The sequence below is a fragment of the Pseudomonas asuensis genome (genome assembly GCF_014646755.1).
GTDB classification, from domain to species: Bacteria; Pseudomonadota; Gammaproteobacteria; order Pseudomonadales; family Pseudomonadaceae; genus Chryseomonas; species Chryseomonas asuensis.
Window position 1 is genome coordinate 1 of the sequence record NZ_BMNW01000016.1, and the last position, 26,319, is coordinate 26,319.

The window sequence follows — 26,319 nt, forward strand, 5'->3', positions numbered from 1 at the left end:
GCCTTGAAAGGGCAAACACCGATTGGCTTTATCCTCGGGCAATGGCATAAACAGCCACAGCTCTTTTTAACCGACCCAAACCCCTTCTTCCCGGGACCTAACAGTTATCGATTCGAGCATCCGCCTCGATACGTTTTAAGCCAAGCCTTGTGAATGCAAGACCAACGACAAGCCTGACAGCTTCTGTGGCATAGCCTTTGCCAGCTTCATACTGGTCGATGCGGTAGCCGAGAACGGCTGAATGATAGTGAGCCCGCTGAACCGCTCTGAGGTTCACTCGACCAATAAGATGGCCCGACGGATTCCTAAGTAGATATTGGTATCCCTTGTCGTTACAGGCGTCATCAATAGCGGCTTCGATGGCTTCTGATACTCCCTGCAGTGAATAGTAATCCGGGTTGCGCGCATTGATCTGCGACTCAAAATAAGCTCTGTTCTGAACCTCGAAGCGCAAGAGGTCTTCAGCATCAGCCCTGGTTACATCAGCGATAGCAAGACGATTCATAGAAACCTTATCGTTGGCCTGTTAAACGCAGCTTGGCACCCTGCTCTGCCATGCATTGTGATCTCTACAATAGTCAGTTCAAGACCTTGTTATATTGAGGCGAATTCCGTCCATAAGTATCGTTGATAATAATGACTACAAATTCTCGCTCTGCTATCGAACACTACATTCGTGCCAAGGACGGTAATCGTCCGCATCTGATGGCTATGGCCTTTCATCCAGACGCTACGTTGGAGATGCAGGTACATACTGGCGCAATCTCATTTCCTGCAAAAACAAAGGGATTAAAGGAAATCAGTAATGTACTGGTAAGTCGATTCGGGGCCACTTATGAAAATGTCTATACTTTTAGCCTTGGAACGCCGCCTGAGCCAGATGCGAGTGCTCATACCAGTAAGTGGCTGGTAGCCATGTCCGACAAGCAAACTGCAGAGGTAAAAGTTGGTTGCGGTCTTTATGAGTGGTCATTTACATCAGGATTGGTAAGCAGGCTTCAGATCACGATCGAGCATATGCAGGTATTACCTTATGACGCGCTCTGTCCGATCATGACATGGGTAGCCCCGCTACCATATCCCTGGGTTTCACAAGCAGAACTAACCAACCTGGCACCTGAGCTTGAAGCAATCAGTGACATACTCAACTACATCGGGGGTTAACAGATTATGGAGCAGGCAACAGGTGCTCCGAAACGAAGTCGATAAAGACCCGGAGCTTTGGCGCCATATGCCGGCTGGACGGCCACAGGATATTGAAGCAACCGGTATGCTCGATGTGGTCATCCAGCACTGAAACCAGCTCCCCCCTCTCAAGCGACTCTCTCACCATAAAATCCGGGAGGCAAGCTATGCCCAGTCCGGCTCTGGCCACATCTACCAGTACTTCCGAGGTGTTGAATACAATCGTCTGTGAAAGCAGAGGTGTTGTCTGGTCGCTTTGCCGTATTGGCCAGGGCTCGAATCGACCGGTGGAGGGAAACCGGTGTTGTAGGCAGACATGCCCCTCCAAGTCTCGTGGCTCGTGAGGTATGCCGCGTTCAGCAAAATACGCGGGAGAGCCAACGAGCTGCAGATGATAAGTCCCGAGACGCCGAGACATAAGTCTTGAGTCAGAAGGCTCACCGGTGCGTATGACTGCATCGAAACCTTCTTCAATGATATCGACTAGGCGATCAGTGAAATCAACATCCAGCTCAACCTCTGGATATGTTTTCATAAAGCGGATCAGTACCGGCATGACCAGCCCGCTTACCAGTGGCAAGCTGATGCGAAGTCGTCCTCGCGGGGCCTTGTGGGTCTGTGATAGCTCAAGCTCTGCGGCTTCAAGCTCTGCCAGGATGCGTCTGCACCGCTCAAGAAACATTACCCCTTCCTGAGTCAGGGTGATGCTTCGTGTACTTCGGTGAAACAGGCGAGCCCCCAGCTGCTCCTCCAGTCGAGCAATACTCTTACCCACGGCGGAAGAAGACAGCTCCAGATGTTTTCCAGCTCTGGTAAAGCTCCGCGTCTCGGCGACCTGAACAAACACGGCAATCCCGTTTAGGTTTTCCATTACCTGCTCTAATTAAAGAATTTTATTCCGATATGTTCAGATTTTAAGCCTGTTTTTCCTGAACACAAGCTCTTCTACCCTACCGCCTTGTCAGTACAGATCAACAGATCGGTGTTGGTTAAAAGCCCTCCTTCCCTACAAGGTGTTAGAGATGAACCCTTCCAAGTCCTTCTTCACGAGACACCTCCTTCACCTGCTGGCCGCCTGCCTTACGGGGATACTCATCCCGCTCTGCTTCACAGGACCTGCCGTAGTACTTCCCATGCTGAGCAAGGAACTGGGCGGTAGTGCCAGTGAGCTTAACTGGGTCGTAAACGGCTATATCCTCACCTATGGCAGTGCGATGATGGCAGCGGGCAGCCTAACCGATATTTATGGTAGACGACGCATATGGCTGATCGGGCTGGCCTTCTTCGCGCTGGTTACGTTCGCGATCCCCTACGCTAGGTCTGTCTTCTGGATTGATATCTTTCGCCTTTTACAGGGACTTGGAGGAGCGGCTGCATTTGCCGGTGCGATGTCCTCACTGGCGCAGACCTTTCATGGCGCTATTAGTACGCGTGTTTTCAGCCTAATAGGCACGACATTCGGTGTGGGCCTTGCCTTTGGGCCTCTGGCGTCTGGCTGGCTGGTTGAAGTCGCTGGTTGGGCCTGGGTGTTTAATGCCACCGCCATAATCGGCGTTGCAGGTTTTCTTCTGGTGCTCAGAACTGTGAGGGAGTCCATGACCTTGGCCGGCCAAAGGCTCGATTGGCTTGGCGCCGTCACCTTTACGCTGGCGCTGGCCGCGTTTACCTATGGGGTCCTGCTGGCTCCCGAGTATGGCTGGCGGGACGGGTGGGTTCTGGGAGCACTGGTCTTGTCAGGGATAGCACTGGCAGCTTTCATCCGGATAGAACAGCGCGTTGCGAATCCCATGCTTGATCTGTCTCTATTTTCAAGCGCCCGCTTCGTCGGCGTGCAGGTGCTGGCTGCTTCTCCGGCGTTTTTCTTTGTAGTATTGATTGTCATGCTTCCAGCCCGCTTCATGGGCATAGAGGGTCTTACTGCGCTACAGGCTGGCCAGCTCATGATAGGCCTTGCTGCTCCTCTTTTGGTCGTACCGTTTCTCGCCGCGCTGCTGTCGCGCTGGCTAACCTCCGGGGTGCTCTGCGGGCTAGGCCTAGTGCTGGTTGCGATAGGACTAATGTGGCTGGGCACAACAGTAGGGCGTGAGGGCGGCGCACATGCGGTATTGCCCATGATAGTGATAGGCATTGGCATAGGACTGCCCTGGGGCTTGATGGATGGTATGGCAGTAAGCGTTGTAGAGCCCGAGCGAGCGGGAATGGCTACTGGAATTTTCAATGCTGTGCGGGTTTCCGCGGATGGCGTCGCCATTGCACTGGTGGGTGCCCTGCTTGCCACCCTTATCCAGTCAGGCCTGTTTCTCTCCATGAGAGATGTACCAAGGGGCGTACTGACCGAGGTATCCAGTCGCGCAGCATTAGGAGATTTGCGGACCGCATCTACCATGCTACCCAACAAAACCCTGGCCATACGTGAAGCCTATGAGGAAGGCTTTCGGTTTTTACTCTTTGTTCTAGCAGGCTTGAGCGTTTTAACCGCTCTGCTCGTGGTGCTATTGCTCGGACGAATTCAGGTTCATGCGGGGCAAGCGCCTAACGTTAAAGACAGCTTACCTGCGCCGCTGACTCCGGACGTGCACTGATGCGGCGGCATCCGCTTTTACTTCCGTTTACCAAAATTTAATCTCTATGACCCATTAAGGCTGGTGCCCAGCAATGTCACACGTACGCTGCAAGAATCAAGTAACGTTTCCTATTAAGGTTACCAGTGAAGAAAAGTTTGTTTGCGAGGTAACGGCTGATGCGGATTATCCAGCGTAGAGGATGTGGTCTGCTGCATGGATCGTGGTGGCGGTATTCATGCTGTCTAATTCACCTACGCCGCTGTATGCCTATTGGCAACAGAAGATAGGCTTTTCCTCTGGCACTCTGACACTTATATTTGCTGCTTATATCATTGGGCTGATCACAACATTGTTGTTCGCAGGCCAGCTTGCAGACCGGTACGGTCGTAAGAGATTACTCGTGCCAGGACTCATAGGGGCAATTCTGGCCACGCTGCTCTTTGAGACGGCAAACTCAGTAACACTCCTGTTTCTGGCACGTCTATTGACAGGTATTGCTGTAGGAATCGTCGTAACCGCCGGGATGGCACTAGTGGTTGATCATGCGGGTCCTTCCAAGCTTTCATCAGGTGCGCTCCTTGCATCGATGGCCATAGTAATAGGTGCAGGGCTTGGTCCCCTCTTCGCAGGTATTATTGTTCAATATAAGCCCGAACCGACCGTAATGACTTTCACTGCTGAGCTCGTGATTCTGCTCAGCGCGATCATTGCTCTCATAGTGCAGCCTGCCAACGTGCGATCACACGAGAATGAACGACGTCAATGGCGTCTTCCCACGGTCCCGGGGCATTCATTGGGGCATGTCCTTATAGGTATCGCCTTTTTTGGACCGGGTATCAGTGCGACCTCGTTCGTACTATCGCTTGGTCCGTCCATGCTGTCGCCTATCCTGCATGTCCAAAGTCCGCTCATAGCAGGTACGACTGCATGCGCCATGTTTGGCGTAGCCGTAGCGATACAGCTCGGCATTAAGAAAGCCGCGGTCAATTTGATCTTTTTAGTAAGTGGCTGCGCTACCTGCGGCGCCATGACTCTGTTAATTATAGCTTTGCACTGGTCCTCTGCTGTGCTGCTGATCCTGGCTGCGCTTTTGGCTGGCGCTGCCCAAGGGGCCGGTCAGTTAGGAGGATTTAGTCTGATTGCTCAGCATGTTCCAGATAATCGCCGAGCAGAAGCGAATGCCCTCTTCAACCTGGGAGGCTATCTACCAGCAGGACTCCTGCCAATCCTCACAGGAATTATAATAGACGTATCATCACTTGAAGTTGGAGCATTTACCTTGGCCACATTGCTAGGTCTAGCCGCTTTCGTGGCCTTGATAGCACTGACCGTCACTACGCGGCCAAGGCGTTTACAAAAAAAGTGGTGCGTATCAATCACTCGGAATCAAGACTAAACACTCCCTTGCCCGCATCTGATGAGGCGAAATCTTCAGCTATAAGATCCAATACGTCTCTGATTCTAACTTCTTCCCTGACATCGCTCCCTGCAACCATTTCAGCAATTGCCTGACGCTTCATTAGCAGGTGAGCGAGCGCTTCAAGGTCACTCGCGTTGAGATCTAATCGCAAGGTCACGTGATGGGTCATGCTTCGAAGCGAGATATTCGTCTCGTATTCAAAGGGAAACTCTATTTATCGGCTAAGCCGTACTACTTGACCCACGTAAGAAAAGTCATATCACTACATAGTTATCTTTTTTTAAACACGTTAGAGCAGTGTTTGAACTTGATATCCCATGGCTCTTACAGATAAATGCTGATACATGCAGCCACATGTCAGTACTGTTGCTCAGATAGAACCTAGAGCTTTGCACCGTGCGGCTCAAAGCTCTGTTCTAATTACACTGTGATGTTAATCGAATGTTTATCTGCTAAATCCAAACGTCATTGATAGCCGTACGGTCTCCACCCTCATGTCCAGTATTCAGGACACCACGCGGCTCGATCAGCAACAGCTTGACCTCTTCTTCTGCATAGGGTTTGTGCTCAACGCCGTTAGGTACCACAAATAGCTCACCCGCTTTTAGCGTCACGCTACCGTCCCGAAAGTCAATCCGAAGCGTGCCTTCAAGTATCAAAAAGGTCTCGTCTGTCTCCCGATGGGAATGCCAGATGAAGTCCCCCTGGATCCGTGCGATCTTAAACTGGTAGTCATTCATCTCAGCAACGACCCTTGGTGACCACTGCTCAGTTACCAGCGACAGCTTTTGCAGCAGATTTATGGCGGAGTAAGAGGCTTGAGTAGCAGTAATATCCATGAGACCGGCTCCTTTGCTTGCGGAGCCCTTACACTAACTGGACATAATTGATTACTCTTGGACGATCGTGCAGGTTTGCCGTCCAAGCATGCTTAGCCAGCGCGCCGGCGAAAGGCCGTAGCACCTCATGAAATGACGATTCATATGGCTTTGATCAAAAAAGCCAGCAGCCATAGCCGCATCAACCAAATTGAAACCGCCTAGCAGCATCTTTCGAGCTAGATCCAACCGACGCAGTGTTATGTACCGATAGGGACTTGTGCCATACAGTGCCCGAAAATCCCGCGATAGGCTCCAGCGATCCCGGCCACTTACGTATTCAAGCTCATCTAGGGTAATACTTGCACCGTTACTGGCATGAATATAGTCCCGCGCCCGTTCTGCTGCCTGGTAATCATAGGCACGTCTGCCGCGACGTTTGTTACCCACTGCATCGAGCGCCTGCGCCAGATCAAATAGCGCATCCTCTTCTTCAAGCCGCTCCAGTGGAGCATCAATGGATTGCATGAAGGTCTCAAGGACTAAGCCAAGACGGGGATCAGTTGAAAGGCCGGTTGGAATGAAAGGTAAAGGCTTGCCCCCAAGAATTTGCTGAATCACAACTGGTTCAACATAGATCATTCGATATCGAAAACCCGCCTCTGTGCCCGCCTCGCCGTCATGGAGCTCATCTGGATGCAGAACCAGGGTCCCGCCCGGTAGGCTATGGCGCATGCTTTTCTGATAATGAAAGCTCTGCACGCCTGACAGGGTACGACCGATGGCATAGGTATCATGGCGGTGTGGTTCATAGCCATGACCGCTGAAATAGGCTTCGATGCGCTCTATCCTCGAAGCGCTATCGCTACGACGTACCCAATCCCTGCCGCCAGCTCTCTAGCCATCCCAAGCTGCCTCGATAAAATCATTTGTATGAACGGAACGTATATCCCATCAACTCAGATGGCAGCAACGAAAGCAATCTATTCAATCATCGATATTGCCCGACCTCAAATTTGAAAGTCTGAAGCGGATGGTTAGGGCAGCAACAGCTGCGGCACAAGGATGTTCTGGAAGCCAGCGTCGAGAAATCACCACCAGCGCTGCTGTTTCCAGTCATTCTTTGATGGCTATGGAGCGACGCTGTATGAATGGGATGACAGGTAAGGATTGGAGTCTGTTAATTGTCTTGTCAGCCTTCTGGGGCTGCTCGTTTCTGTTTATCGGCATAGCGGTCAAAGACCTTCCTCCGCTTTGCATCGTAGCTTTGCGAGTGGGTCTTGCTGCACTTGTGTTACTAGGAATCACCCGCCTGCTTCACGTTACCCTGCCGCAGGATCGGCCTGTCTGGGGCAACTTTCTGATCATGGGTATGCTCAACAATGTCATCCCTTTCAGCCTGATTGTCTGGGCTCAGACTTCTATAACTAGTGGTCTGGCCTCGATCCTTAATGCAACCACGCCACTCATGACCATCCTTGTGGCCCACCATCTAACAACAGATGAAAAAGTGACGTCGCGGAAAGCGTTCGGGATTCTGACAGGCTTTATAGGCGTAGCACTCGTGATGGGGCCTCAGGCCTTTCAAGGTGAGAACTCAAATGTTCTAGCCTCTCTCGCAGTGCTTGGCGCAGCCCTGTCTTATGCCTTTGCCAGCCTGTTCGGACGCCGGTTCAAAGCCATTGGGGTAAGCCCCGTTATAAGCGCAACGGGTCAGGTCCTGGCATCTACAGTATTACTGGTTCCGATCACGTTGATGATTGATCAGCCCTGGACGCTTCCAATGCCCGGATGGCAGACATGGATAGCCATAGCAGGACTTGCCGTCTTTTCAACCGCACTGGCTTATATCCTGTTCTTTAGGCTACTGGCCTCGGCGGGTGCAACCAACCTTATGCTCGTGACGCTTCTTGTCCCGGTTAGTGCGCTGCTGCTTGGTTGGCTTATCCTGGATGAGGCACTTGAAGCCACTCATTTTGCAGGCATGGCAGTCATTGCTGCGGGTCTTCTGACACTTGACGGACGCGTGATGAGGCTTATCAAACGTCCTCAAACAGCCGTACCGCTTAAATAAGACCTGTCTCGTTTGAAACGCAGACGCTCTCCTTGTTTCCCGTCCGACCATAAAGATAACCTTATGTCATTTCGTATTACCGGCCTTGATCCTGCTCCATTCAAGCCTCTCTTCGGATTAAGCGAGGCAGAACTCTCCAATGCGAGAGCCATGCGATATATCGCGGATCAAACGCCAGGCTTTCCTGATCGGGTCAGTTTAAAAGACGTAGAACCAGGGCAAGCAGTCCTGCTGCTCAACTTTATGCATCAGCCAGCGCAAACGCCATATCAGGCAAGCCATGCCATCTTTATCAGGGAAGGTATGACTCAGCGCCATGACCAGATTGACGCGGTCCCTGAGTCATTAAGACTTCGTCTGCTCTCGGTTCGCGGCTTTGACAATAAGGGCCTTATGATAGATGCCGACGTTGTTGAGGGGCCCCAGCTGGAAAGTCTTATCAGGAAGCTTTTCTCGAACCCTGTAATCGATTACCTGCACATTCATTATGCAAAGCGCGGCTGCTATGCGGCTCGGGTAGATAAAGTATAGAGGCATTAGAAATGCTTGTTATTTGAAGCCTTTAGAGTCCCTAGAGCCTTATCCGGGTAATCTTATTTGTTGCGAAGCTCAAGTGGAGCAACCTGTAGCTACTCATGCCTGTTGCGTAGCTACAGACTACCTAAGGCAGACCCGTTGATTAGCTTAGGTTTTTAGGCTGCTGTTGCTGCTATGAGTTGGGTAACACCACTGAACGTCTCTACTCATCCTGTATCAAGGAGCGCCTCCATGAGCCATGAGGTAACTCTATCTCTCGCTCAGCTCTGTCCAGAGCCTGCTGTAGACCTCTCTGGTCGAGTCTTATGCAATAGCAGGGTTTAGCGCTCGAACCGCCAACTGTTCGCTAGAGAGCCTGCATCTACCACATCAAACCCAAGGCTTTCTATAAAGCTTGCTACCTGCCGCTTGGCCTGCTCATCATCACCTGCTATTGGAAGTGCACGTCGCTCGGATGAACCTGATGGTCGCGCATCGACATACAGGTCCTGAGCAAGGATTGCATTAAACGCCTTGACTACCACTGAGGCAGGTAGCGCTCGGGCTAACAATTCACTGGTTGTAATCAGTCGCTGGTCAAGCTCGGTGATGTGCCCGTCTCTTTCGGGATAGTAGTTATTGGTGTCTACTACCGTCCTTCCCGCAAATGCCTTTTGCGGAAGCCCGGTAAAGTTCTTGAGCGGGACTGAGACAACAACCAACTGTCCAAATCTGCACGCCTCTTCGACAGTGCCCAACTTGCATTGAAGAAGTTCAGACTGAACGTCCGCCAAGGTATCAGGACCGCGAGAGTTACTTAACATGACCTCATGGCCATTAGCTAAAGCAAGATAAGCAATACCCTTAGCCTGCTGGCCAGCACCGATGATTCCAATCCGCATTATCATTGCTCCGTAGTTGAACGGCCCTATGGTTATCTCTTGGGGGTTCTGGATAAATAGCCGGCTGGTTTTGGGATCAGCTACTGGAAGTGTCCAATGGATCTAACGCTGTCGAGCATGCAGACGTTTGTGAGGGTGGTAGAACAAGGCTCTTTCGCAGCGGCAGCACGCACACTTGAGGTCTCACCACAGATGGTAGCCAAGCATATCGCTATGCTGGAGAGACGCCTCGGTGCCCGGCTCCTGAACCGAACCACCCGCAAGCAGAAACTGACTGAGCTGGGCTTTGCCTATTATGAGCGTTGCCAGATAATTCTTGCCGAGGTGGCTGCTGCGGATGCCTTGGCCCAGGAGATCAGTACTCTCCCGCAGGGGAAGCTTAGAATCAGCGCGCCGGTCACGTTTGGCTCTCGCCGTCTGGTCCCGTTTATCAGTCGGTTCCTGGCGGACTACCCACAGGTAGAAGTAGATCTGGTGTTGATCGACCGTCTTGTGGACTTGGTTGAGGAGGGCTTCGAAGCAGTCTTCCGTATTGGTCCGCTTGCAGACTCTAGGAGAGTAGCGCGCCCACTTAAACCGTATCGTCTTATAGCGTGTGCCGCTCCTGCCTATCTTGCACGCAACGGTGTACCAGACACTCCAGATGAGCTGTTAAACCATGAGTGTATTGGGTATACCTATGGGCTTCCTCCCTTCAATCGACAATGGCAATTTACTCGGGAAGAAAAGATCCATGTGGTAGAGGTAACAGGCCGACTGCAGGTAAGTGATAGCGCAGCTCTACTGACAGCAGCTCTATGTGGTCACGGTATAGTACTGGCGCCAGAGATATTACTAAGCGAGGCGATAGGTGCAGGTCAACTCACACAGATATTGAGCAACTTTGAAGCGCCGTCTCGGCCAATGCATCTCTTGTTCAATGCCGATCGGCATAAAACAGCAAAGCTTCGAGCGTTCATTGACGCGGTGGTGGCAGAGTTTGAATGACTAAACGCTAGCGGCGTATAAAGCAACGATGAGAGTTCATAGGCTGATAAAGGTAATAAACCCTCTAAGTATCCATATGTACCTCTTTGCTGAATAATCCAAACCAGCACAAACAGTAGTCAAGGAGCCATAACGGCTATGGGGCTACAGCTACTCGAAGCGGTAACTTTCCGTTTCCCAAAAGCGCTGGAGGCTCTGCAGCTCTAGCCATGGAGACAGTCCGAATCCTGATAGGACATCGCACCTGACGCAAGGAGCAATGCCCTATAACTGTCCCCTTGTTACCTGTGAAGAGCTGACACTAACCAACTCCTTCACACATTACGTTTCGCCGTATTAAATGGAGCATTATCTCTCTTGGCTCCGTATGACAACACCCACTTTCCCATCATAAAAGATGCTGCACGACGGCTGATTGCTGCTTACTTATCTTAAGCTTGAAGATAAGCATATGGGCTCCTGCTCATGTTTAACTAGCAAGGTCTTTAAGGCAAAAAATATAAGCCATGCCCAGGATTATGCGTGCTAGAGCTGCATTCCTATCGCCAGCCGATTAAAGGCGTTCATGAGAGAGATGGCAAAGGTCAGATCTGAAATCTGCGCATCGTTAAAGTAATCTTTTAGAGGCAGATAAAAAGTATCTGGCGCACCCTTGTCAGTAACATGCGTCAATGCCTCTGCCCAGGCAAGGACGGCCTTTTCTCGCTCATCAAAATGTTCGCTGATACGCCAACCGGCCAGACAATCCAGTTTGACCTGCGCTATACCGCTATCACGAAGGGCCTTGGCATGCTTACCAAGGCAGAACGCGCAGCCATTGATTTGCGATATACGCAGGTAGACAAGTTCAACCAGTGTAGGGCCTAGCGAGCTATCAGCCAGGGCGCGATTAGTTGCCAGCAGACCTTCATAGGCAGCAGGTGACAGGGTTGAAAACGGGAGGCGAAGCTGGCTCATAGAGTTTCCTGTAATAAAGAGAATGGGGTTAGCCTGGTGTGGTTTGTAGCAGAGGCAAACGGGCCAGTCGGCACCGGGCTTCAGCATTGGCAGCCAGAGCGCTTTCGGTCCCGAGCGCCTGTCCCTCCAGGTAGATGAAGTGAACATCAAGGAGGCCAATGGTACCCAGGACATGACGCAGGTATGGACTCAGGAAGTCCGCCTGTCTCGCATGCGCCCCCTGGTGAAATCCTCCAGAGCTTACAATGATGTACACCGGGCGGTCCGCCAGTAGGCCTATCTTGCCTTCCGGCGTCGCTTCAAATGTGCGTCCGATCCGTACGACATGATCAATCCATAGCTTTAGCGAAGCCGGTACCGTGAAGTTATGCATTGGCGTTGCGATAATCAGTAGCTCGCTGCGCTCAAGCTCTTTGATGAGTTCTTCTGAGTGGTTAAATACTGTGGCATCTCTAGACGTACGTTGCGCAAGGGCCGTCTCGTAGTCGTCTGTCAGCGGAGGCACGGATCCTTCACCCAATGCGCGATACGTGATCGAAAGATTGTTGTCTCGGTTGCGGATGGTTTCTATCAACTCCTTAGCCAAGGCATATCCCGTTGATTGCCCTGTTCGGGCACTAGCGTTGATAAACAGGACTTCACACATGAGTTACCGCCTGTGGTGGAGATAAAGGCTCGGCAAAATGAAGGCCCCTTGCCAGAAGTCCTTCACGGAAATAGAACCGTTGAGCCAACGGCATATGCAACCCAGTATCCAGTACTATATGAGAGCATTCCTGCTGACTGCCCTGCTCACGGGCCACCTCAAGCAGGGCTGCGCCAATTCCTAACTGGCGCCGTGACGTAGCTACAACCAGATCGTCCACATAGGTAAAGTGGCCATACAGCAGGTTTTCCAGCTCACGAAAGCCGATAAGACCTATGACTTCATTACCTTCAAAGGCGCCATACAGGCGATAGCCTTGTGAAGCTTGTCGGGCTAGTTGCTGAACAAATGTGTCGGCATCCTCCAGATGCGGCCGCAGTACCAGCATTAGTTCAAATGCCTTCCGCTGCTGGGCTTCATGCTCTAGATGCAGATAGACAACCGATTTATTTTCCATAGGTGCTCTCCAGAATCCATGGGCACTATAGTCCTGTAATGGCATACGCTATAGGGCCAAGAAAGTGATAAATGACTAGGACATGAAAGCTATTATCCGACCGTTATCCAGTAATAGGCCCATGCCTATTTACCGACAAATTTACTGGCGGTTTCGCGATGCCATCGTGAGTGGAAAGCTGCGAGCCGGTGAGCGTGTCCCATCAGTGCGGACGTTGGCCGCCGAGCTCAATCTTGCTAGAGGGACGGTCGAGGCGGCCTATCAGATGCTTATTGGCGAGGGATACCTAGTTTCACATGGACCTGCAGGCACTATGGTTGCCCATGATCTTTATCCGGCAGAGCCCCCTGTGCTGGAAGCTGTCGTGACAGAGCATGAATCCTTGGTACATACCGGTGTGCTTCCACTGCCACTTCAGATGGGGTTGCCTGCGCTGGACGCCTTTCCTCGCAAGCTTTGGATACGCCTGGCCAGTCGCACCCTGCGCCAGGGCGGGCTGGATGGACTGGTTTATCCAGACCCACGTGGCCATGCCTCGTTACGTACTGCGCTAGCAGGGTATCTTGGCATTGCACGGGGTATTAGCTGTTCTTCAGATCAGATATTTGTATGCGCCGGGTATCGTGCCTGCCTGGAGCTTATCTATCGCAGTCTTCTAAGGGTTGGCGATCACGGCTGGTTTGAGGAGCCAGGCTACTTTATCGCGCGGGAATTCCTGAAGGAGATAGGCCTTGAGCCAGTGCCCATTCCTGTCGACTCAGCGGGCCTGGATGTACAGGCGGCTATGGGGATGGCTCCGGATGCCCGATTTGCCCTAGTCACACCCAGTCATCAAAGTCCGCTAGGAGTGTCTCTTACCCTTCCCCGTCGCCAAGCCCTGTTGGATTGGGCCATGGCGCAGGAGAGTTGGATCATTGAGGATGACTATGACAGCGAGTATCGCTATAGGGGACGTCCACTGCCTGCACTCAAAAGTCTTGATAGTCAGGGGCGGGTGCTCTACATCGGTACGTTCAGTAAAGTACTCATGCCCGGCTTGCGGCTTGCCTATGTGGTTGTACCCCAAGCGCAGGTAAAGCGTTTTGCCTATATGGCTGATACGCTGCAAAACCACTGCCCACACGTCCTGCAGTCAACCGTTGCGACCTTTATCGAGGAGGGCCATTTTGGACGTCACATCAAAAAGATGCGAGCGCTATATCCACAGCGCAGAGCACTCTTGATCGAGGCGCTTCTCGACACGCTAGGCAGCGCCGCTCATATAGATCCACAGGCAGGTGGTATGCATATCATCGTCCGCCTTGCCCCTGAATACGATGACAGGATAATTGCCGATCGGGCTCAGAAAGCAGGACTCGCCGTTCAGGCTCTGTCTAGGTGGTACGCGGGGCCAGAAACCTCGAAAGGTTTGCTTCTAGGCTTTACCAATGTGCAAAACAAGACCCAGTCAGCAAGTCTTGCAGCCCGTCTGCATCAGTGTTTTCAGGTATCAGCAGATAAGACACATCACCATAGCTGAATCAGCTTAAGGAATGCCTTACAAAAATTTGAAAGTCATAAGCAGGTAGTCACAGCAGTACCGCATCTGACATAGCACGGGCCCAAAAACTTACACCTATAAGTGCCATTATAGGGCTACTTAATTAATCAGACTTTTAAGACCAAAGAGATGTGATATGCCCGCAGACAACGCAATGGATGGTAAGTACTGGTACCGGTTGCTCTTGTTGTCAGCATTCTAGGGCTTCTTCCTTATTTTCATTGGTATAGCGGTAAAGGATTTTCCTCCGCTCTGCATCGTAACCTTGCGAACCTCTCAGGCAGCGCTTGTACTACTCGGGCTCACCTACTTGCTTCACCTTATTCTGCCAAAAGACCGGAATACTTGGGTTAGTTTTCTGGCCATTAGTATGCTCGATAGTGTTATCCCTTTCAGCTTGATTGTCTGGGCTCGGACCTCTATAAAGTGCGCTTGCGCAAGCATTATGTTCAAGGAAATGAAGAGGTCTACAGCCCCGTACCTGTTTGGCCTGTAGATCGCTCAGCGAGCCACAGGGCGTAAATGGATACTGAGAGTGTATGGAATGCAGTGTCACCTCTGATCGGAATGTGAATGCAGGCCAGAACATTTCCATCCCAACAGTAAGGCATTGCCATCTAGAAGGGGAAACCCCTGTCCTTTATTGTCCTTCAGTCATACTAGTTATTTTTGAGGCAAGTGCTGCAATCGTAAAGGGTTTGGTCATAAGCTCTACCCCTGATCGGTGGAGGCTTTTTTGTAGCGTGACGCTCTGATCATAACCCGTGATAAAAAGTACCTTTAAGCTGGGATACATTCTGAGCGCTTGAGCAGCAAGGTCTCGCCCGTTAAGGCCTGGTAGCCCTATATCGGTTATCAACAAATCGATGCCTTTGTGACTTTTCAGGATTTCCAGACCTTCATATCCATCACCCGCTACAAGTGTGAAATAACCCAAATCCTCAAGCATTTCTGGAATCAACTCGCGAATAGCAGGGTCATCCTCTACAAGGAGAACCGTTTCGCGTATACTCATTCTCTGAGGATTACCCAAAAGCTCAGTAGTATCCTCATAGAGCTTGCCTTCGTAGCGAGGCAGATAGAGGCTAACAGTTGTTCCTTTACCTTCCGTAGAGGAAATCTCAAGTTGGCCTTCGCTTTGTCTGGCAAAGCCGTAGACCATTGAAAGTCCAAGCCCTGTTCCCTGTCCCATCGGTTTGGTAGTGAAGAATGGCTCGATCGCTCGCTCCAAAACATCCGCTGGCATGCCCGCTCCGTTATCAGTCAGGGCAATTCGGACATACTCACCCTGGACGACACCTGGAGCACTAAGGCAGTTTTCAAGCCTGATGTGTAGCTCACCCCCTTCCCCCATAGCGTCTCGGGCATTAATAACCAGATTAAGAACAGCGCTCTCTAATTGATGGGGATCACATATAGTTAGCCAAAGCCCTTGTTCTGATTCGATCCTCAAAATATGAGATGGACCAATAGAGCGTCGTAAGAGCACCTCGATATCACTTATAAGCTTAATGGCATCGACTGGTTTCGGGGTAAGCGACTGTCGGCGTGAAAAGGCGAGCAGCCGGTGAGTCAGTGCAGCAGCCCGCTGCGCTGATTCCAGGGCGATGCCTGTATAACGCTCCAGTTTGTCGGTGCGGCCATAGGCGACATGCTTCTTTAACATTCCTAAAGAGGCAATGATTCCGCCAAGAAGGTTATTAAAATCATGACCGATACCGCCCGTTAACTGACCTACCGCCTCCATCTTTTGCGCTTGCCGAAGCTGCTCTCCAGCTTGCTGTAACGCCTGCTGCTGTTCTTTTTCTGCTGTAATATGCCTGCCATAGAAATAGCAGGCGTCGCCATCGGCTGAAGAATGCCAAGAGATCCAACGAGGAGTACCGTCCCGGTGACAGTAGCGGTTTACAAAGCTTGTCAGATGATCGCTTGAGGCTGCCCGATGGATAGCCTGTCGAGTTTCGGCTATATCCTCATGCCATACAAAATCATAAAGACTTTGTCCCTCAAGCTGGACCTGATCGTACCCAAGGATTTCTTTCCATGCCGGGTTGACGGAGCTAAAGACGCCATCGGCTCCTGTTACAGCTAAGAGATCTCTTGAGTTTCGCCAGACTCGGTCATACTGTAAAGTACGAACCGCAACGCTGTGCTCAAGTGTTATGTTTAACTGTTGAAGCTCTTCTGTTGCCTGCGTTTGCTCATGGATATCGGTAGTTGTACCAATCCACCAAAGGATCTCCTCCCCTACTCCATGAACCGGCACTGCCTTGGCGATATGCCAACGGTACGCTCCATCAAAACGACGAAGCCGCATTTTTGTCTCATAGAGCATTCCAGATTGTATACAGCTGGACCATAAGCGACCAACTGCAGGGCGATCCTCAGGATGGACCCATTCAAGCCAATCTCTAGCCAAGTGAGCACTACTTTCAGCTCCGCAATAGGCGACAAGCCAATCGCTTGCCCAACTTAGTGCACCATCAGGTGTAGCACTCCAAACTCCATTGGGAATGGCTTGCACTAGGGCTGTAAATTGCAACTCGCTAGCACGAAGGGCCTGCTCGGCCTGATATTGCTCGGTAATATCATAACCTTCAACAAAGATACCGGTGACTTTTCCTGTCTCGTCTTTTATGGGTTCATAGATAAAATTGAGATACCGCTCAGTGGAATCACTGGTGCCCTCTCCATGCAGACGAAAGGGCAATTGGGTGGCCACGAATCGCTCACCGGTTTCAAATACCTTGTCCATCCACTGAAAGAGCCGACCATCCTGTAGATCAGGATAAGCCTCCCGGATGGTTTTACCTATGAAATGCCTATTGCCAAATAAGCGTGCATGGGTAGCATTGGTAAATTCGAAGACGTGTTCAGGACCCGAGAGAATGGCGATAAAACCGGGTGCCTGATCAAACAGATGGCGTTGGCGTTCGATTTCTTTACGGTGGCGACGCTCAGCCAGTACCTCAGCGGTGGTTTCGACACAGGGGCAGAAAAATCCAGCAACCTGTCCGTATTCATCGCGCACAGGCGTATAGGAAAAAGCGAAGTGGGTTTCCTCAGGGTAACCGTGACGGTGCATGGTTAACGTAATGTCATCCATATGGATGGACGTGCCGTTATAAACAGAGTCCACAATGGGAGCCAACTCTTCACGGGCTTCTTCCCAGACCTCAAGCAATGGCCGTCCCATAGACATGGGGTGCTTGAACCCAAGGATGTCTGCATAGGCATCATTGTAGAGTATGATCTTGTCAGAACCCTAGGCAATAAACATCGCCTGTTTTGCCCCAAGCACAATGCTGACCAGCATTTGCAAGGTTTGAGGCCAAGTTTCCGGTTTACCCAGCGGTGAACTCTCCCAAGCGAAGGTTCGGATAAGCTGCCCCGCTTGACCTCCTCCCTGCATAAAAGTGAGTGTGTCATTGGACGGCTGAACTTCAATCTCGCTAGCCATTAGAGAGCCTATTTTTAATGGACGGGATCAGTCGCTATTGAACCGCTATGACCTGATCTTAAATTACACTTGCGACTAGTCGGTCTGCTGTTATACGACTTTCCATTAAAATCAGTTTTCAGATAGCGCAAAGCTTCTCTTCTGTAATCAGATACAGATTAATTTATTTGGCTTATTGGCGTTGCTATGGTTCATCTTGTTGCAGTTAATTAATGTATAACGCGACCACAAAGGATGAACGGCTGAGTGGAGTAGTAAAAGCATTACTGGTTCGCTCGTTGTGATCCTAAAGCTGCTGGCTCCAGCTTTTCTATTAGATACAAAAGCCAAAGGTTTGTACTCCGAAACCGGAATAACAGTTGCGAAAACTATATTGGATCATTACTTGCTCCCTAAATATATTGTACTGCACTACGGGAACGAATATGAAAGGCCACCTTTGAAGGCGGCCTTTCATAGGTTTTGAACAGCGTAAACCCTGCCTTATTTAGTTGGCCACTACCACCAGCGTCTTGGGATAGCCAACTACTGCGCCGTCAACCGCAGCTCCTTCAAGGTATACGGCCATCCTGGTACCCACCTGAGCAGAAGTGACCTTTCTTACCTGCCCGTCGGCCAGACGGACCGACGCACCAGCCTTAAAGGCTACCTTGTTGGCGTCGGTAGCAGGGATTGAAAAGCCCGGCTTCTTGCGATACACACCGTTTAGCCAGTCCTCATTGGTAATGTTGTTAATCTCACTCACAACACCTGTTGTAGCGGGTGTAGTTGCAACTGGTGTGGTGGGTGTTGTTGGTGCAGTTACAACAGTCTTTTTAGGACCGATTTCCGTACAGCTGCTGTTGTCCATATACTTCTTGAGAGTCGGCCACTGCGGACGCTCTACACCATTGATAGGCTCAACCGACATGAAATAATCGCCCCAGCCTGGGCCTGCTGCCCAATAGGAAGCTGGTACGCAATTCTCTTTCAGGTACGCCAGCATGTTGTCCATCAAGATGTTCCAGCGTGGGTTGTTATCCGGTACACCAAACTCACCGATGTAACCACGCTGACCATGCTTTTTCAGCCACTCCACAAAAGGCTTGACCCGGTTGACGCCATACATCACATCAAGCGTGTTAACGTCCACATCGCCATAGCTGCCACCGGCGTTCTCATCAAAATAGGAGTGCGCCGAGAAGATGATGTTGTTGGACGGGTCCTTCAGGTTCAGCAACGGATCATTCCACTCGGCCCAACGGGTCGCGCTCGACCAGCCGTTACCTTCCACAATGATCGGACGCGTCTTGTCTACTGCACGTACGCCGTTGATACCGTACTGGGCAGCCGTTGCCCAATAGGCCAGTGCGCCGTTGGGCTCGTTCATGATGTCATAGGCGTACAGCGCGGGCTGGTTGCTCCACTGCTGCGCGATCTTGGTCATGATCTCCTGGTAGCGCACATAGGGGACGCTACTGGTACCAATCACCTGTCCGCGATAACGCGCATAGTTATGCAGGTCCAGGATGATCTTGATGTTGTGCTTTTGGGCATAGCCAAACGTACGGTCAATCAAGGCTACATAGGTAGGATCCAGCGGTCCACCCAGCTTAGGCTGCAAACGCTCCCAGATAATGGGAAAGCGAAACGTCTTGATGCCCCGGGCGCTCCACTGCTGGAAATACGACTCGATCGGGAAGATGTAGTTGGTACCATTGATGCCAGGAAGCACATGAGGCGCAAATCCCGCACCGGAGAGGTTAAGGCTCACCAGGTCAATGGGTTCCGCCTGAGCAGCTTGGCCACCCAAAACCAGTGCAGCGACAACAGGAAGACACTTTACAAAACGCTTGGAAAGACAAGAGAACATAATGAGATAAACCCTACTGCGAAGTAATCAGGGATTGGCGTCTCCTATCCATATTTGCGAAGCCAGATCTAAAAAATAAATGTTTCAGCCACTTAAATTCATGACAGAAGCGCTTCCGGGCACATGCAGTAGGTAATTCAAACTCTATGCCAAGATAGGGCCGATCATATACATACAGATAAGTATAGAAACCTCTGCTTGGTAACTTGCTGATTTGCGTGTCCTTTCTTAAGGACCATTCATCAGGCTTAACCAATGGCAGAAGGACAACACTTAGACAGCATCTTGAAATCGGACTTCTTAAAATCAAAATGCCAATATATTGGCATCACTTTAAGATGTAACATCGATAAAAAATTCCTGCTCAGGGACAGGGATCAAAGATGAGGATTAAGGACAACCTAACATTTACCTACAGCCTCGCCCATGCTTTAGCGATCGCAGAAAGTAGCAGACAGGCCTATTAGCATGCATAAGTGGCGACATGCATACATAACACTGTCGCCATCTATGCTTAGGTCAGGCTGGCTTTGTTGACCTGAAAACCCTGCCTGTCTTGGTGTATCTGCTGTGGCTTGTCACAGCGGCGTAACGCTGGCAGCTGCTCATGCCTGTGTCATTACGCCCTAGATTGCCAAATCCACTTCACCTTGTACTAATGTGCTTATGCCATTGTGTCGACCTGCCGCTTCAACTGCTCTCTTGCTCGCGATAGACGTGAGCGGACAGTGCCAATAGGTACACCCAGCGATGAGGCCGTTTCCTGATAATTACCGTCCATTTCAAGGCTGACCTTGATCACGCGCTGCATATTGATCGGCAATCGGTTAATGGCATCGACAACTCTTACCAGCTGACGATGACCATCAACCTGATGACCAATATCTCCACTCTGCTCCACATCTGAATGCAGATGATCATCCCAGCTCTCCTGATAGGGTTGCTTGTACAACCGCCGAAAATGGTTACGGATAAGGTTTAGGGCTATGCCACAAAGCCAAGTCTGGGGTTTGCTGGTTCCTTGAAATTTGTGCTCACTGCGCAGGGCTTCAAGAAAGGTACATTGAAGAATGTCGTCCACGTCGTCCGGATTCATTACGCGCTTCTGAATGAAGGCTCTCAACATCTGGATTTGATCGCTGGTGAGCTGACGAATACCGGCCGATACGCACAGGACATTAGAGATGCTGGCATGCATGAGACTTACCTTCTATTGTAATTGGTAAGCTCTCTATAGCGATAGACGTGCCAGCTTATTGATTGAATATAAGTTATTGATTTATAAGCAATAACTTAGCTTTACAGTCATCATCCAGCGCAAGATTTTGCATAAAGCACTCTAAAGTATTACCAAATCTTGCACACGTATCATGGTGATAATGGACCCAACTCGTTAGGCCCATGAGAGGTATATGGAAGTTTCATCTAAAGGCAGAATGAGCAGATTTTCTGGTGGTAACCATGACGAGTCCAATAACGGATGCTAGGCAGCAGGTTCAGGCTTTCATCTGCACTCATGAAAAATGAAGTGAGATAAAGACATGAGCCCCACATGGCTCAGTTTTTGAAAAACAGACAGGCTTTTGAGTCAGGTTTTATCTGCCACCTGCACAAATCTCGTACTGACTAGCGGACTTTCGTTTGCCGGAGCGGAGTGCTGGAGTGCTGAGCTGCCATCAAGACGCCTAAACGTCCTCTACGGCAACTATTACGACAGCAGCTATGCTGCTTAACCCACTGTATGACTAACTTGGTCCGCCAACGAATGCGATATGCAATTGCTGCTCTTTATCTATTACTTACTATGAGCCTTGCTGAGGCGCAGAATTGCTCAGAGAAAGAAAATAAAATTCAGCGACAACTGGATCATGCCCGAGAACATGGTAACGACAGCCGTATTCGCGGCTTGGAAACAGCGCTGAGATCCGTACGGAATAATTGTACAGACGCAGGGCTACAGGCCAAACGGCAACAAAAAATCAGCAAAGCGCGCAAAGAGGTCAATGAGCGTAAGGCTGATCTGCAAGAAGTGATCAACAGCAGCTCGGCTGAGACCATTAATAAACGCAGGCGGAAGCTGGCAGAGGCCCAGCAGGAACTGCGTGATGCAATCAAAGAATAGATTCTGTGCAAAAAGAATTTATGCATAAGAAGACCTGAAAGGTCACGCTTTGAAGCTAATGGTCTCTTTTCGATAGAGTAGCAATTCGGCAAAGCCTTCTAAGCGCTTTAAATAACGTTTCAGCTCACTGTTCTGACCTCAACGCATCAAGCGGACCGGGATATGGGCCTGTTCCTAAATTGATTGCAGTACTGAGGTAGTGTCTTGCTGCCGTGCCCTTGTTTATGTAAAGCATACGACATCGCCTGATAAACCAGCCTCGAGCAAATAGCAAGCAAACCGTGTCCCGCACGGTTGTAAGGTTGTGCTTGGCGCGATCCCTACCGATCATGTGCTTATCTTGCTCAGAGTAGTATGGCCAACAACATCGAAAAGAAGGCTCACCCTAAATGGCCTTCAGGTTGCCGCCACGATTGTACAGAGACCATTGGTCACCTCCCTTATAAAACACCGGTTGGCTGTCACCGGTATGTCACATCTTGCCTCTAGCGTTCATGCTTTGAACCCTGCGCACCTGCCGGTATGTGCTACCCGGTGGGCAGAGGTCCGCGCCGGCAACCTCCCCTCTATTGGAGAGCTGTCATGGAAATTGACATCTTCAAAGAATTGCTGGTCCCCGTCATTGGCGGCCTGGGTATTTTCATGCTCGGGCTGGAATTCATGTCCGACGGGATAAATAATCTAGCCGCCAACCGCATGCGCGCCTGGCTTGCCAAACTCGCAGGCACGCCCGTAAAAGGACTTGCCGCCGGTACGGTCATTACCGGTGTGCTGCAATCGAGTACTGCCATGACCGTCATGGTGGTCGGCCTGGTCAATGCCGGTGTTGTAGGCCTGAGACCCGCGATTAGCGTGATTATGGGGGCCAACATTGGTACAACGTTGGGTAACGGCCTGATCGCCTTGCCCTTGGGACCTCTGGGGCTAATCTTCGCGGGCTTGTTTGCTCTGGTTTATGTGTTCAGTAAGAATGACAAAGTCAGAAGTATCTCGCTGGCAGCCATTGGTTTTTCACTGATTTTCTATGGGTTGAACCTGCTGACCGGTGGGCTCAAACCACTGCGCGACCTGCCCGAAATAATGGCGGCAATCTCAAGTCTGCAGGCTGATAGCTATGGCGGCCTGGCCCTATGCGTGCTGACAGCAGCAGGTATCACGGCGATGATCCATTCATCGTCGGCTACCATCGGTATTGTCATGGGCCTGGGGGCAGCAGGCATCCTGGACTGGCAAACCGCCGTGGCATTTTCCTTGGGGGCAGACCTGGGGACAACCATCACCTCGTGGCTGGCATCGCTAAACCTGTCAAAGAACGCCAAGCGCGCAGCGTATGCGCATATCTCATTCAACTTCATTGGCGTGGCAGTGATGTTCCCGCTGTTCTTCCTGTCAATGGACATTCTGCAGTGGGCTATGAGCCTGTTCGGTATGGACGTCGCCAAATCGGTAACGGTCGACGGCAAGGAGAGCTTCCCGCTCGTACCGGTGGCGGTAGGCTTGTACTCCATTGGGTTCAACATCTTCAACACGGCATTGATGTTTCCGTTCATAGGGGTGTTTGACCGCATACTCTCCCGCATTGGTTCGAGCCGGGGCGAGGAAGAGGACTACTCCATGCCCCGTTACCTCGACCGTGCAGCACTCAACGATATCAATACCGGTGTAGCTGCCGTGAGCAAGGAACTGGCGCGCTATACTCAAGGCGCAGGCTTGCTATTGGCCGCTGCTCGTGGCGAACCCAACGCGTTGAAAGACGTTGCCGAACATGAGCAGGCATTGAACTGCCTAAGTCAGGAAATTCGTGCTTACACGGCACAGATGTTCAAGAATAACTTGAATGCACACCAGACCAATCTGCTCGCGAGCCTGATCGAAGAAGAAGACTTCAGTGCAAGTCTTACGGAAACCTTGTCGCAAATTGCGCGGCGTATCGAACGCCAACTGTTTTCCAAAAACGGCCAGGCTATTGTCTCCGCCCTCCTCGACATCGTAGAGCCCGCTGTAAAAAATGGCCCCCAAGGGGTCTACTTGCCACAAGCCTATGCGGGGCAGATTGTTGAGCTGCGCGAGCGCTGTTTGCAAAACGAACAGAAATTGGGCTGGGACGAACGTGGCGCCATCCTGACTCTATTGGGGAGCGCAGAACGCGCACTTCATCTGGTGCAGCGTATCACTGAAGAAAGTGTGTCCGTCTCACGAAAATTAGGGCATAGCGATGAGACCCGGGCCGCTGACCATGCACCGCCCGGCATGCTCGCCAAGCCTCTTTGAGGTCAGCAGCAGTGCATTCGATGAGCGCCATTAATTACAAAGACTGGAAAGGCAGACCGCAGCGCCTAGCCATAGCGCTGGAGGCAGCCCCAGTGATGACTTGCCTCACGGTCAAAGTACTGGGTCTGTGGCTGTGTCAGCACTCATGCCTGCACGCTGCGATGCCTACGCCGGTACTTTTCGTACAGAACCTAGGGCCGTGGGTCATCTGAAAGGCCTAACACACGGTTCAAACCATTCTCTTCGCTCACTGGGACGGGCTAAAGTCCGCCCCTTGATAAACGTGAGCCAACCAAGTGAACCGCCCCGCCGATGCAGAAATAATCCTTCGCCTGATCCCACTGATGCAGGAGGAAAGACATGGTCGATCAGCTCAGGATATTTGCCTAACTTTGCCGTTCACGATGACTACCAAACATCGGCAAGAATCGAACTGCTTGATATTGCTGAACTGGCACCTGGTGGCGAATGCCGGGCAAACGTATGGTTTATTACCCCCGAGGCATATCCGAACACACTCTGGCGAGGCCGCGAAATTGTGGTTTCTGAAGCGTCCCATGTCGTCGGAAAGGCTATCGTCCTCGCCGTTTTCAACCCCGTTTTGGAGCGTCATAATGGCTAACATTGCAGTCAACTGGACTACTTCCAGGCTGCCGGTTATGCTAAATTTCAAGGCTTTAATTATCTTGCTAACCAATGCTTCAAAATGCCTTCCGCTTAGCCTCTGTCTATTATGTATTTTAAGTGCAGCGGCTTCACTATTCGTCACGTTTGAGGCGGGCTGTATTGGGGACGTGAAAGGTGGCGCGCTTGGTAACCCAGCTCGCGCACTTGAGCTTGAAAACATCAGCCTTTTATTCTTACTTCTCAGCGCAAGCGTCGGTGGTATGGCAATAGGCTTGATAACACGATCCATCCACCGTGTTGCAAAAGGTGTTGCCTGCGGGCTACTCATCTTTAGTGGTGGATGGATGGCGGGCATGCAGTTCGAAATCTGGGGATTTGCGTCGTGTTTCAAATCCTAACCATCGGATTTAGGCTGATCAAGCGATCAACCCGAGTGTCAGGCCCTTCAAGGTAGCCGCTGCTCGTGTTGAGCATCCCAGCTTGCAAAAGATGCTTTCCATGTGTGTGCGAACCGTGCTTGGACTGATGTCCAGCAGCCGCGCCACCTGCTTATTGCTGGCGCCACGGCTGATTTCAAGGAGGATGCGACACTCTCGCGTAGTCAGTAACGAAGCCTTGTGCTTATAAATCCCTCGCTCGCCCCGTGCGGCCGCCATCACCGCTTGGCACGCATTGTTGTCAAACAAGCCACTGCCAACATCCTGCTTAAGCAGTCTCACCGCATCTGATTCGCTATAGGCCGGCCGCCATGGCCGGGCTTGCCTTAGTGCGACCCAGGCTACGGAAGCGGCGAGCAGTCGATGCTCGGCACACAGCGCATCGCCCATTACGCCTCGAAAATAGCCACTGCCGTTGAGCCGTTCGTAAGCATGGGCTGCAATCTCTCCAGACGCGGCCAACTAATTAAAAGGCCTTAGCGCCTGTTGCGTCCAGTAGGGAACGAGGTGTACCCGCTCCGCAGCGCCGTATGGGAGCGCCCCCGCAGTATTCCAGAGGTGGTTGGAAACGGCTGCCCGGCCGAGACTGTAGACAAGCGCTGCCTTTCCGATCTCGTTAAGGGCTGGCTCACCAAGCCCCCACTGGCATGCAGCTCCCATAGCGACATGTGCCACTTGTCGTGAATGCCCTGCCAACCAGGGAAGCTTCAGGTCAATCACATCTCCTACCAGCGTTAGCGAGACGTAACGTTCGGTCTGCGCATGGTCAGTGAGTTGAGAAGGCGCTTCCAAGTCCGCCAGCCATTCCCTTGCGTTTCCTATGAGCAACGATGCGAGATAAGCAGGATAACGCCGATCCGACTGCTCACGGATCCGGCGTAGCGCCGCATCAAGGCCATAGGCTCGGCTGAGAATATCCAGATCACCAGCAAGCACCACTTGATAGGCGACCTCCGGAATGTATTCATGCGTCAGGCCCTGCGGCCGACCGGTCCCATCGTAGGCTTCGAATACGTGGCACAGGCCTGCCTTGACAGCGGCACCAAGTTCGAGAGTTTTGGCTATTTCTCCAGATACCTCACAGTGCACGACAGCAAGCGGGGCTGCCTGATGCACCGCATTCATTTCTTCCTTGCCTAGAGTCAGGTCGAGCATCGCGCGGCGGCCATCCACATCATCACCCAGAAGATCCGCAAACCCTTCGGCATTTGCGGTACAGCCAGACCAGCGCAGTAGGGCAACCTGTTCCGCTAACCTCAGGTGCTCACCGTCGCCGTGCCTGGCCCAGGCCAGCATTCGCGCCAGTCTAGCAACGCGCTGGGAATGCCGGAGAGGCTGTCCCATGTTGAGGTCACCGACCTGGGCAATCACTCCTAGTGCTCCGCTCAATGAGATGTTCAATGCCAACGCGCTATTCATTGAAAAATACTCCGGAGTCGGATAAATGACCGATGCCCACAAAGCAGGCAAGTCAGCAGAATTTG

The 26,319-nt window shown here is 51.4% G+C and carries 22 protein-coding genes and 3 pseudogenes; 12 read left to right on the forward strand and 13 right to left on the reverse strand.

Annotated elements, in window-relative coordinates; translation table 11 throughout:
• Positions 1-97: 97 nt before the first annotated feature.
• Entirely contained in the window at positions 98-505 is a 408-nt protein-coding gene (locus IEX86_RS22490) for a GNAT family N-acetyltransferase (protein ID WP_188868413.1), read from the reverse strand.
• 131 nt (positions 506-636) lie between these two features.
• Between IEX86_RS22490 and IEX86_RS22495 the strand changes: the two genes are divergently transcribed.
• Entirely contained in the window at positions 637-1,164 is a 528-nt protein-coding gene (locus IEX86_RS22495) for a hypothetical protein (protein ID WP_188868414.1), read from the forward strand.
• A gap of 4 nt (positions 1,165-1,168) precedes the next feature.
• Here the strand turns inward: IEX86_RS22495 and IEX86_RS22500 are convergent, their stop codons facing one another.
• On the reverse strand, positions 1,169-2,056 hold the full coding sequence (locus IEX86_RS22500; protein ID WP_188868415.1) for a LysR family transcriptional regulator: 888 nt from the start codon (positions 2,054-2,056) through the stop codon (positions 1,169-1,171).
• Between the two features lie 151 nt (positions 2,057-2,207).
• Here IEX86_RS22500 and IEX86_RS22505 point away from each other — a divergent pair, with 151 nt between their 5' ends.
• The gene (locus IEX86_RS22505; RefSeq protein WP_188868416.1) at positions 2,208-3,767 is read left to right on the forward strand and encodes an MFS transporter; all 1,560 of its coding nucleotides are present in this window, start codon (positions 2,208-2,210) and stop codon (positions 3,765-3,767) included.
• A gap of 181 nt (positions 3,768-3,948) precedes the next feature.
• Positions 3,949-5,145, forward strand: a complete 1,197-nt coding sequence (locus IEX86_RS22510; RefSeq protein WP_188868417.1) for an MFS transporter — start codon at positions 3,949-3,951, stop codon at positions 5,143-5,145.
• Positions 5,146-5,621: 476 nt separating this feature from the next.
• On the opposite strand, the gene IEX86_RS22515 is transcribed toward IEX86_RS22510, so the two are convergent.
• Entirely contained in the window at positions 5,622-6,008 is a 387-nt protein-coding gene (locus tag IEX86_RS22515) for a cupin domain-containing protein (protein ID WP_188868418.1), read from the reverse strand.
• Between the two features lie 51 nt (positions 6,009-6,059).
• Positions 6,060-6,836, reverse strand: coding sequence for an AraC family transcriptional regulator (locus tag IEX86_RS22520; protein WP_188868446.1), 777 nt, complete (start codon positions 6,834-6,836; stop codon positions 6,060-6,062).
• A gap of 298 nt (positions 6,837-7,134) precedes the next feature.
• On the opposite strand from IEX86_RS22520, the gene IEX86_RS22525 reads away from it, so the two are divergent.
• Complete coding sequence (locus IEX86_RS22525; RefSeq protein WP_229685458.1) at positions 7,135-8,061, forward strand: DMT family transporter; 927 nt, start codon at positions 7,135-7,137, stop codon at positions 8,059-8,061.
• Positions 8,062-8,124: 63 nt separating this feature from the next.
• A complete protein-coding gene (locus tag IEX86_RS22530; protein WP_188868419.1) occupies positions 8,125-8,592 on the forward strand; it encodes a DUF1203 domain-containing protein in 468 nt (155 codons plus the stop codon).
• 208 nt (positions 8,593-8,800) lie between these two features.
• Here IEX86_RS22530 and IEX86_RS22535 read toward each other — a convergent pair.
• A pseudogene (locus IEX86_RS22535) lies at positions 8,801-9,479 on the reverse strand (NADPH-dependent F420 reductase).
• A 96-nt stretch (positions 9,480-9,575) separates the two neighbouring features.
• Between IEX86_RS22535 and IEX86_RS22540 the strand changes: the two are divergent.
• Positions 9,576-10,466: a LysR family transcriptional regulator gene (locus tag IEX86_RS22540; protein ID WP_188868420.1), complete on the forward strand. Its 891-nt coding sequence runs from the start codon at positions 9,576-9,578 to the stop codon at positions 10,464-10,466.
• 525 nt (positions 10,467-10,991) lie between these two features.
• Here the strand turns inward: IEX86_RS22540 and IEX86_RS22545 are convergent.
• The 3 genes from IEX86_RS22545 to IEX86_RS22555 are packed head-to-tail and all read right to left on the reverse strand — an operon-like array spanning position 10,992 to position 12,526.
• Complete coding sequence (locus tag IEX86_RS22545) at positions 10,992-11,423, reverse strand: carboxymuconolactone decarboxylase family protein (RefSeq protein ID WP_188868421.1); 432 nt, start codon at positions 11,421-11,423, stop codon at positions 10,992-10,994.
• Positions 11,424-11,451: 28 nt separating this feature from the next.
• Positions 11,452-12,069, reverse strand: a complete 618-nt coding sequence (locus IEX86_RS22550; protein WP_188868422.1) for an FMN-dependent NADH-azoreductase — start codon at positions 12,067-12,069, stop codon at positions 11,452-11,454.
• Entirely contained in the window at positions 12,062-12,526 is a 465-nt protein-coding gene (locus IEX86_RS22555; RefSeq protein WP_188868423.1) for a GNAT family N-acetyltransferase, read from the reverse strand. Before IEX86_RS22555 ends, IEX86_RS22550 begins: the two co-directional genes overlap by 8 nt.
• A 121-nt stretch (positions 12,527-12,647) precedes the next feature.
• On the opposite strand from IEX86_RS22555, the gene pdxR reads away from it, so the two are divergent.
• Positions 12,648-14,045 (forward strand): MocR-like pyridoxine biosynthesis transcription factor PdxR, encoded by a 1,398-nt coding sequence (pdxR, locus tag IEX86_RS22560; protein ID WP_229685459.1) that lies wholly within the window; start codon positions 12,648-12,650, stop codon positions 14,043-14,045.
• A gap of 235 nt (positions 14,046-14,280) precedes the next feature.
• On the forward strand, positions 14,281-14,562 hold the full coding sequence (locus IEX86_RS25835; protein WP_373290477.1) for an EamA family transporter: 282 nt from the start codon (positions 14,281-14,283) through the stop codon (positions 14,560-14,562).
• Positions 14,563-14,706: 144 nt separating this feature from the next.
• Here the strand turns inward: IEX86_RS25835 and IEX86_RS22565 are convergent, their stop codons facing one another.
• From IEX86_RS22565 to IEX86_RS22580, 4 genes and pseudogenes are all read right to left on the reverse strand, one after another.
• A complete protein-coding gene (locus IEX86_RS22565; RefSeq protein ID WP_308423911.1) occupies positions 14,707-17,319 on the reverse strand; it encodes a PAS domain-containing protein in 2,613 nt (870 codons plus the stop codon).
• A gap of 12 nt (positions 17,320-17,331) precedes the next feature.
• On the reverse strand, positions 17,332-17,526 hold the full coding sequence (locus tag IEX86_RS22570; protein ID WP_188868426.1) for a hypothetical protein: 195 nt from the start codon (positions 17,524-17,526) through the stop codon (positions 17,332-17,334).
• 499 nt (positions 17,527-18,025) lie between these two features.
• A pseudogene (locus IEX86_RS22575) lies at positions 18,026-19,378 on the reverse strand (glycoside hydrolase family 5 protein); the annotation flags it as partial.
• Positions 19,379-20,042: 664 nt separating this feature from the next.
• A complete protein-coding gene (locus IEX86_RS22580; protein WP_188868427.1) occupies positions 20,043-20,576 on the reverse strand; it encodes an RNA polymerase sigma factor in 534 nt (177 codons plus the stop codon).
• Positions 20,577-21,143: 567 nt separating this feature from the next.
• Between IEX86_RS22580 and IEX86_RS22585 the strand changes: the two genes are divergently transcribed.
• The 4 genes from IEX86_RS22585 (at position 21,144) to IEX86_RS22600 (ending at position 24,796) form a co-directional block, all read left to right on the forward strand.
• On the forward strand, positions 21,144-21,500 hold the full coding sequence (locus tag IEX86_RS22585) for a DUF1090 domain-containing protein (RefSeq protein WP_188868428.1): 357 nt from the start codon (positions 21,144-21,146) through the stop codon (positions 21,498-21,500).
• A gap of 582 nt (positions 21,501-22,082) precedes the next feature.
• Positions 22,083-23,771, forward strand: a complete 1,689-nt coding sequence (locus IEX86_RS22590; protein WP_188868429.1) for a Na/Pi cotransporter family protein — start codon at positions 22,083-22,085, stop codon at positions 23,769-23,771.
• Positions 23,772-24,054: 283 nt separating this feature from the next.
• A complete protein-coding gene (locus IEX86_RS22595; RefSeq protein ID WP_188868430.1) occupies positions 24,055-24,393 on the forward strand; it encodes a hypothetical protein in 339 nt (112 codons plus the stop codon).
• Positions 24,386-24,796, forward strand: coding sequence for a hypothetical protein (locus IEX86_RS22600; protein WP_188868431.1), 411 nt, complete (start codon positions 24,386-24,388; stop codon positions 24,794-24,796). Before IEX86_RS22595 ends, IEX86_RS22600 begins: the two co-directional genes overlap by 8 nt.
• A gap of 18 nt (positions 24,797-24,814) precedes the next feature.
• On the opposite strand, the pseudogene IEX86_RS22605 reads toward IEX86_RS22600, so the two are convergent.
• A pseudogene (locus IEX86_RS22605) lies at positions 24,815-26,254 on the reverse strand (HD domain-containing phosphohydrolase).
• Between the last annotated feature and the right edge of the window lie 65 nt (positions 26,255-26,319).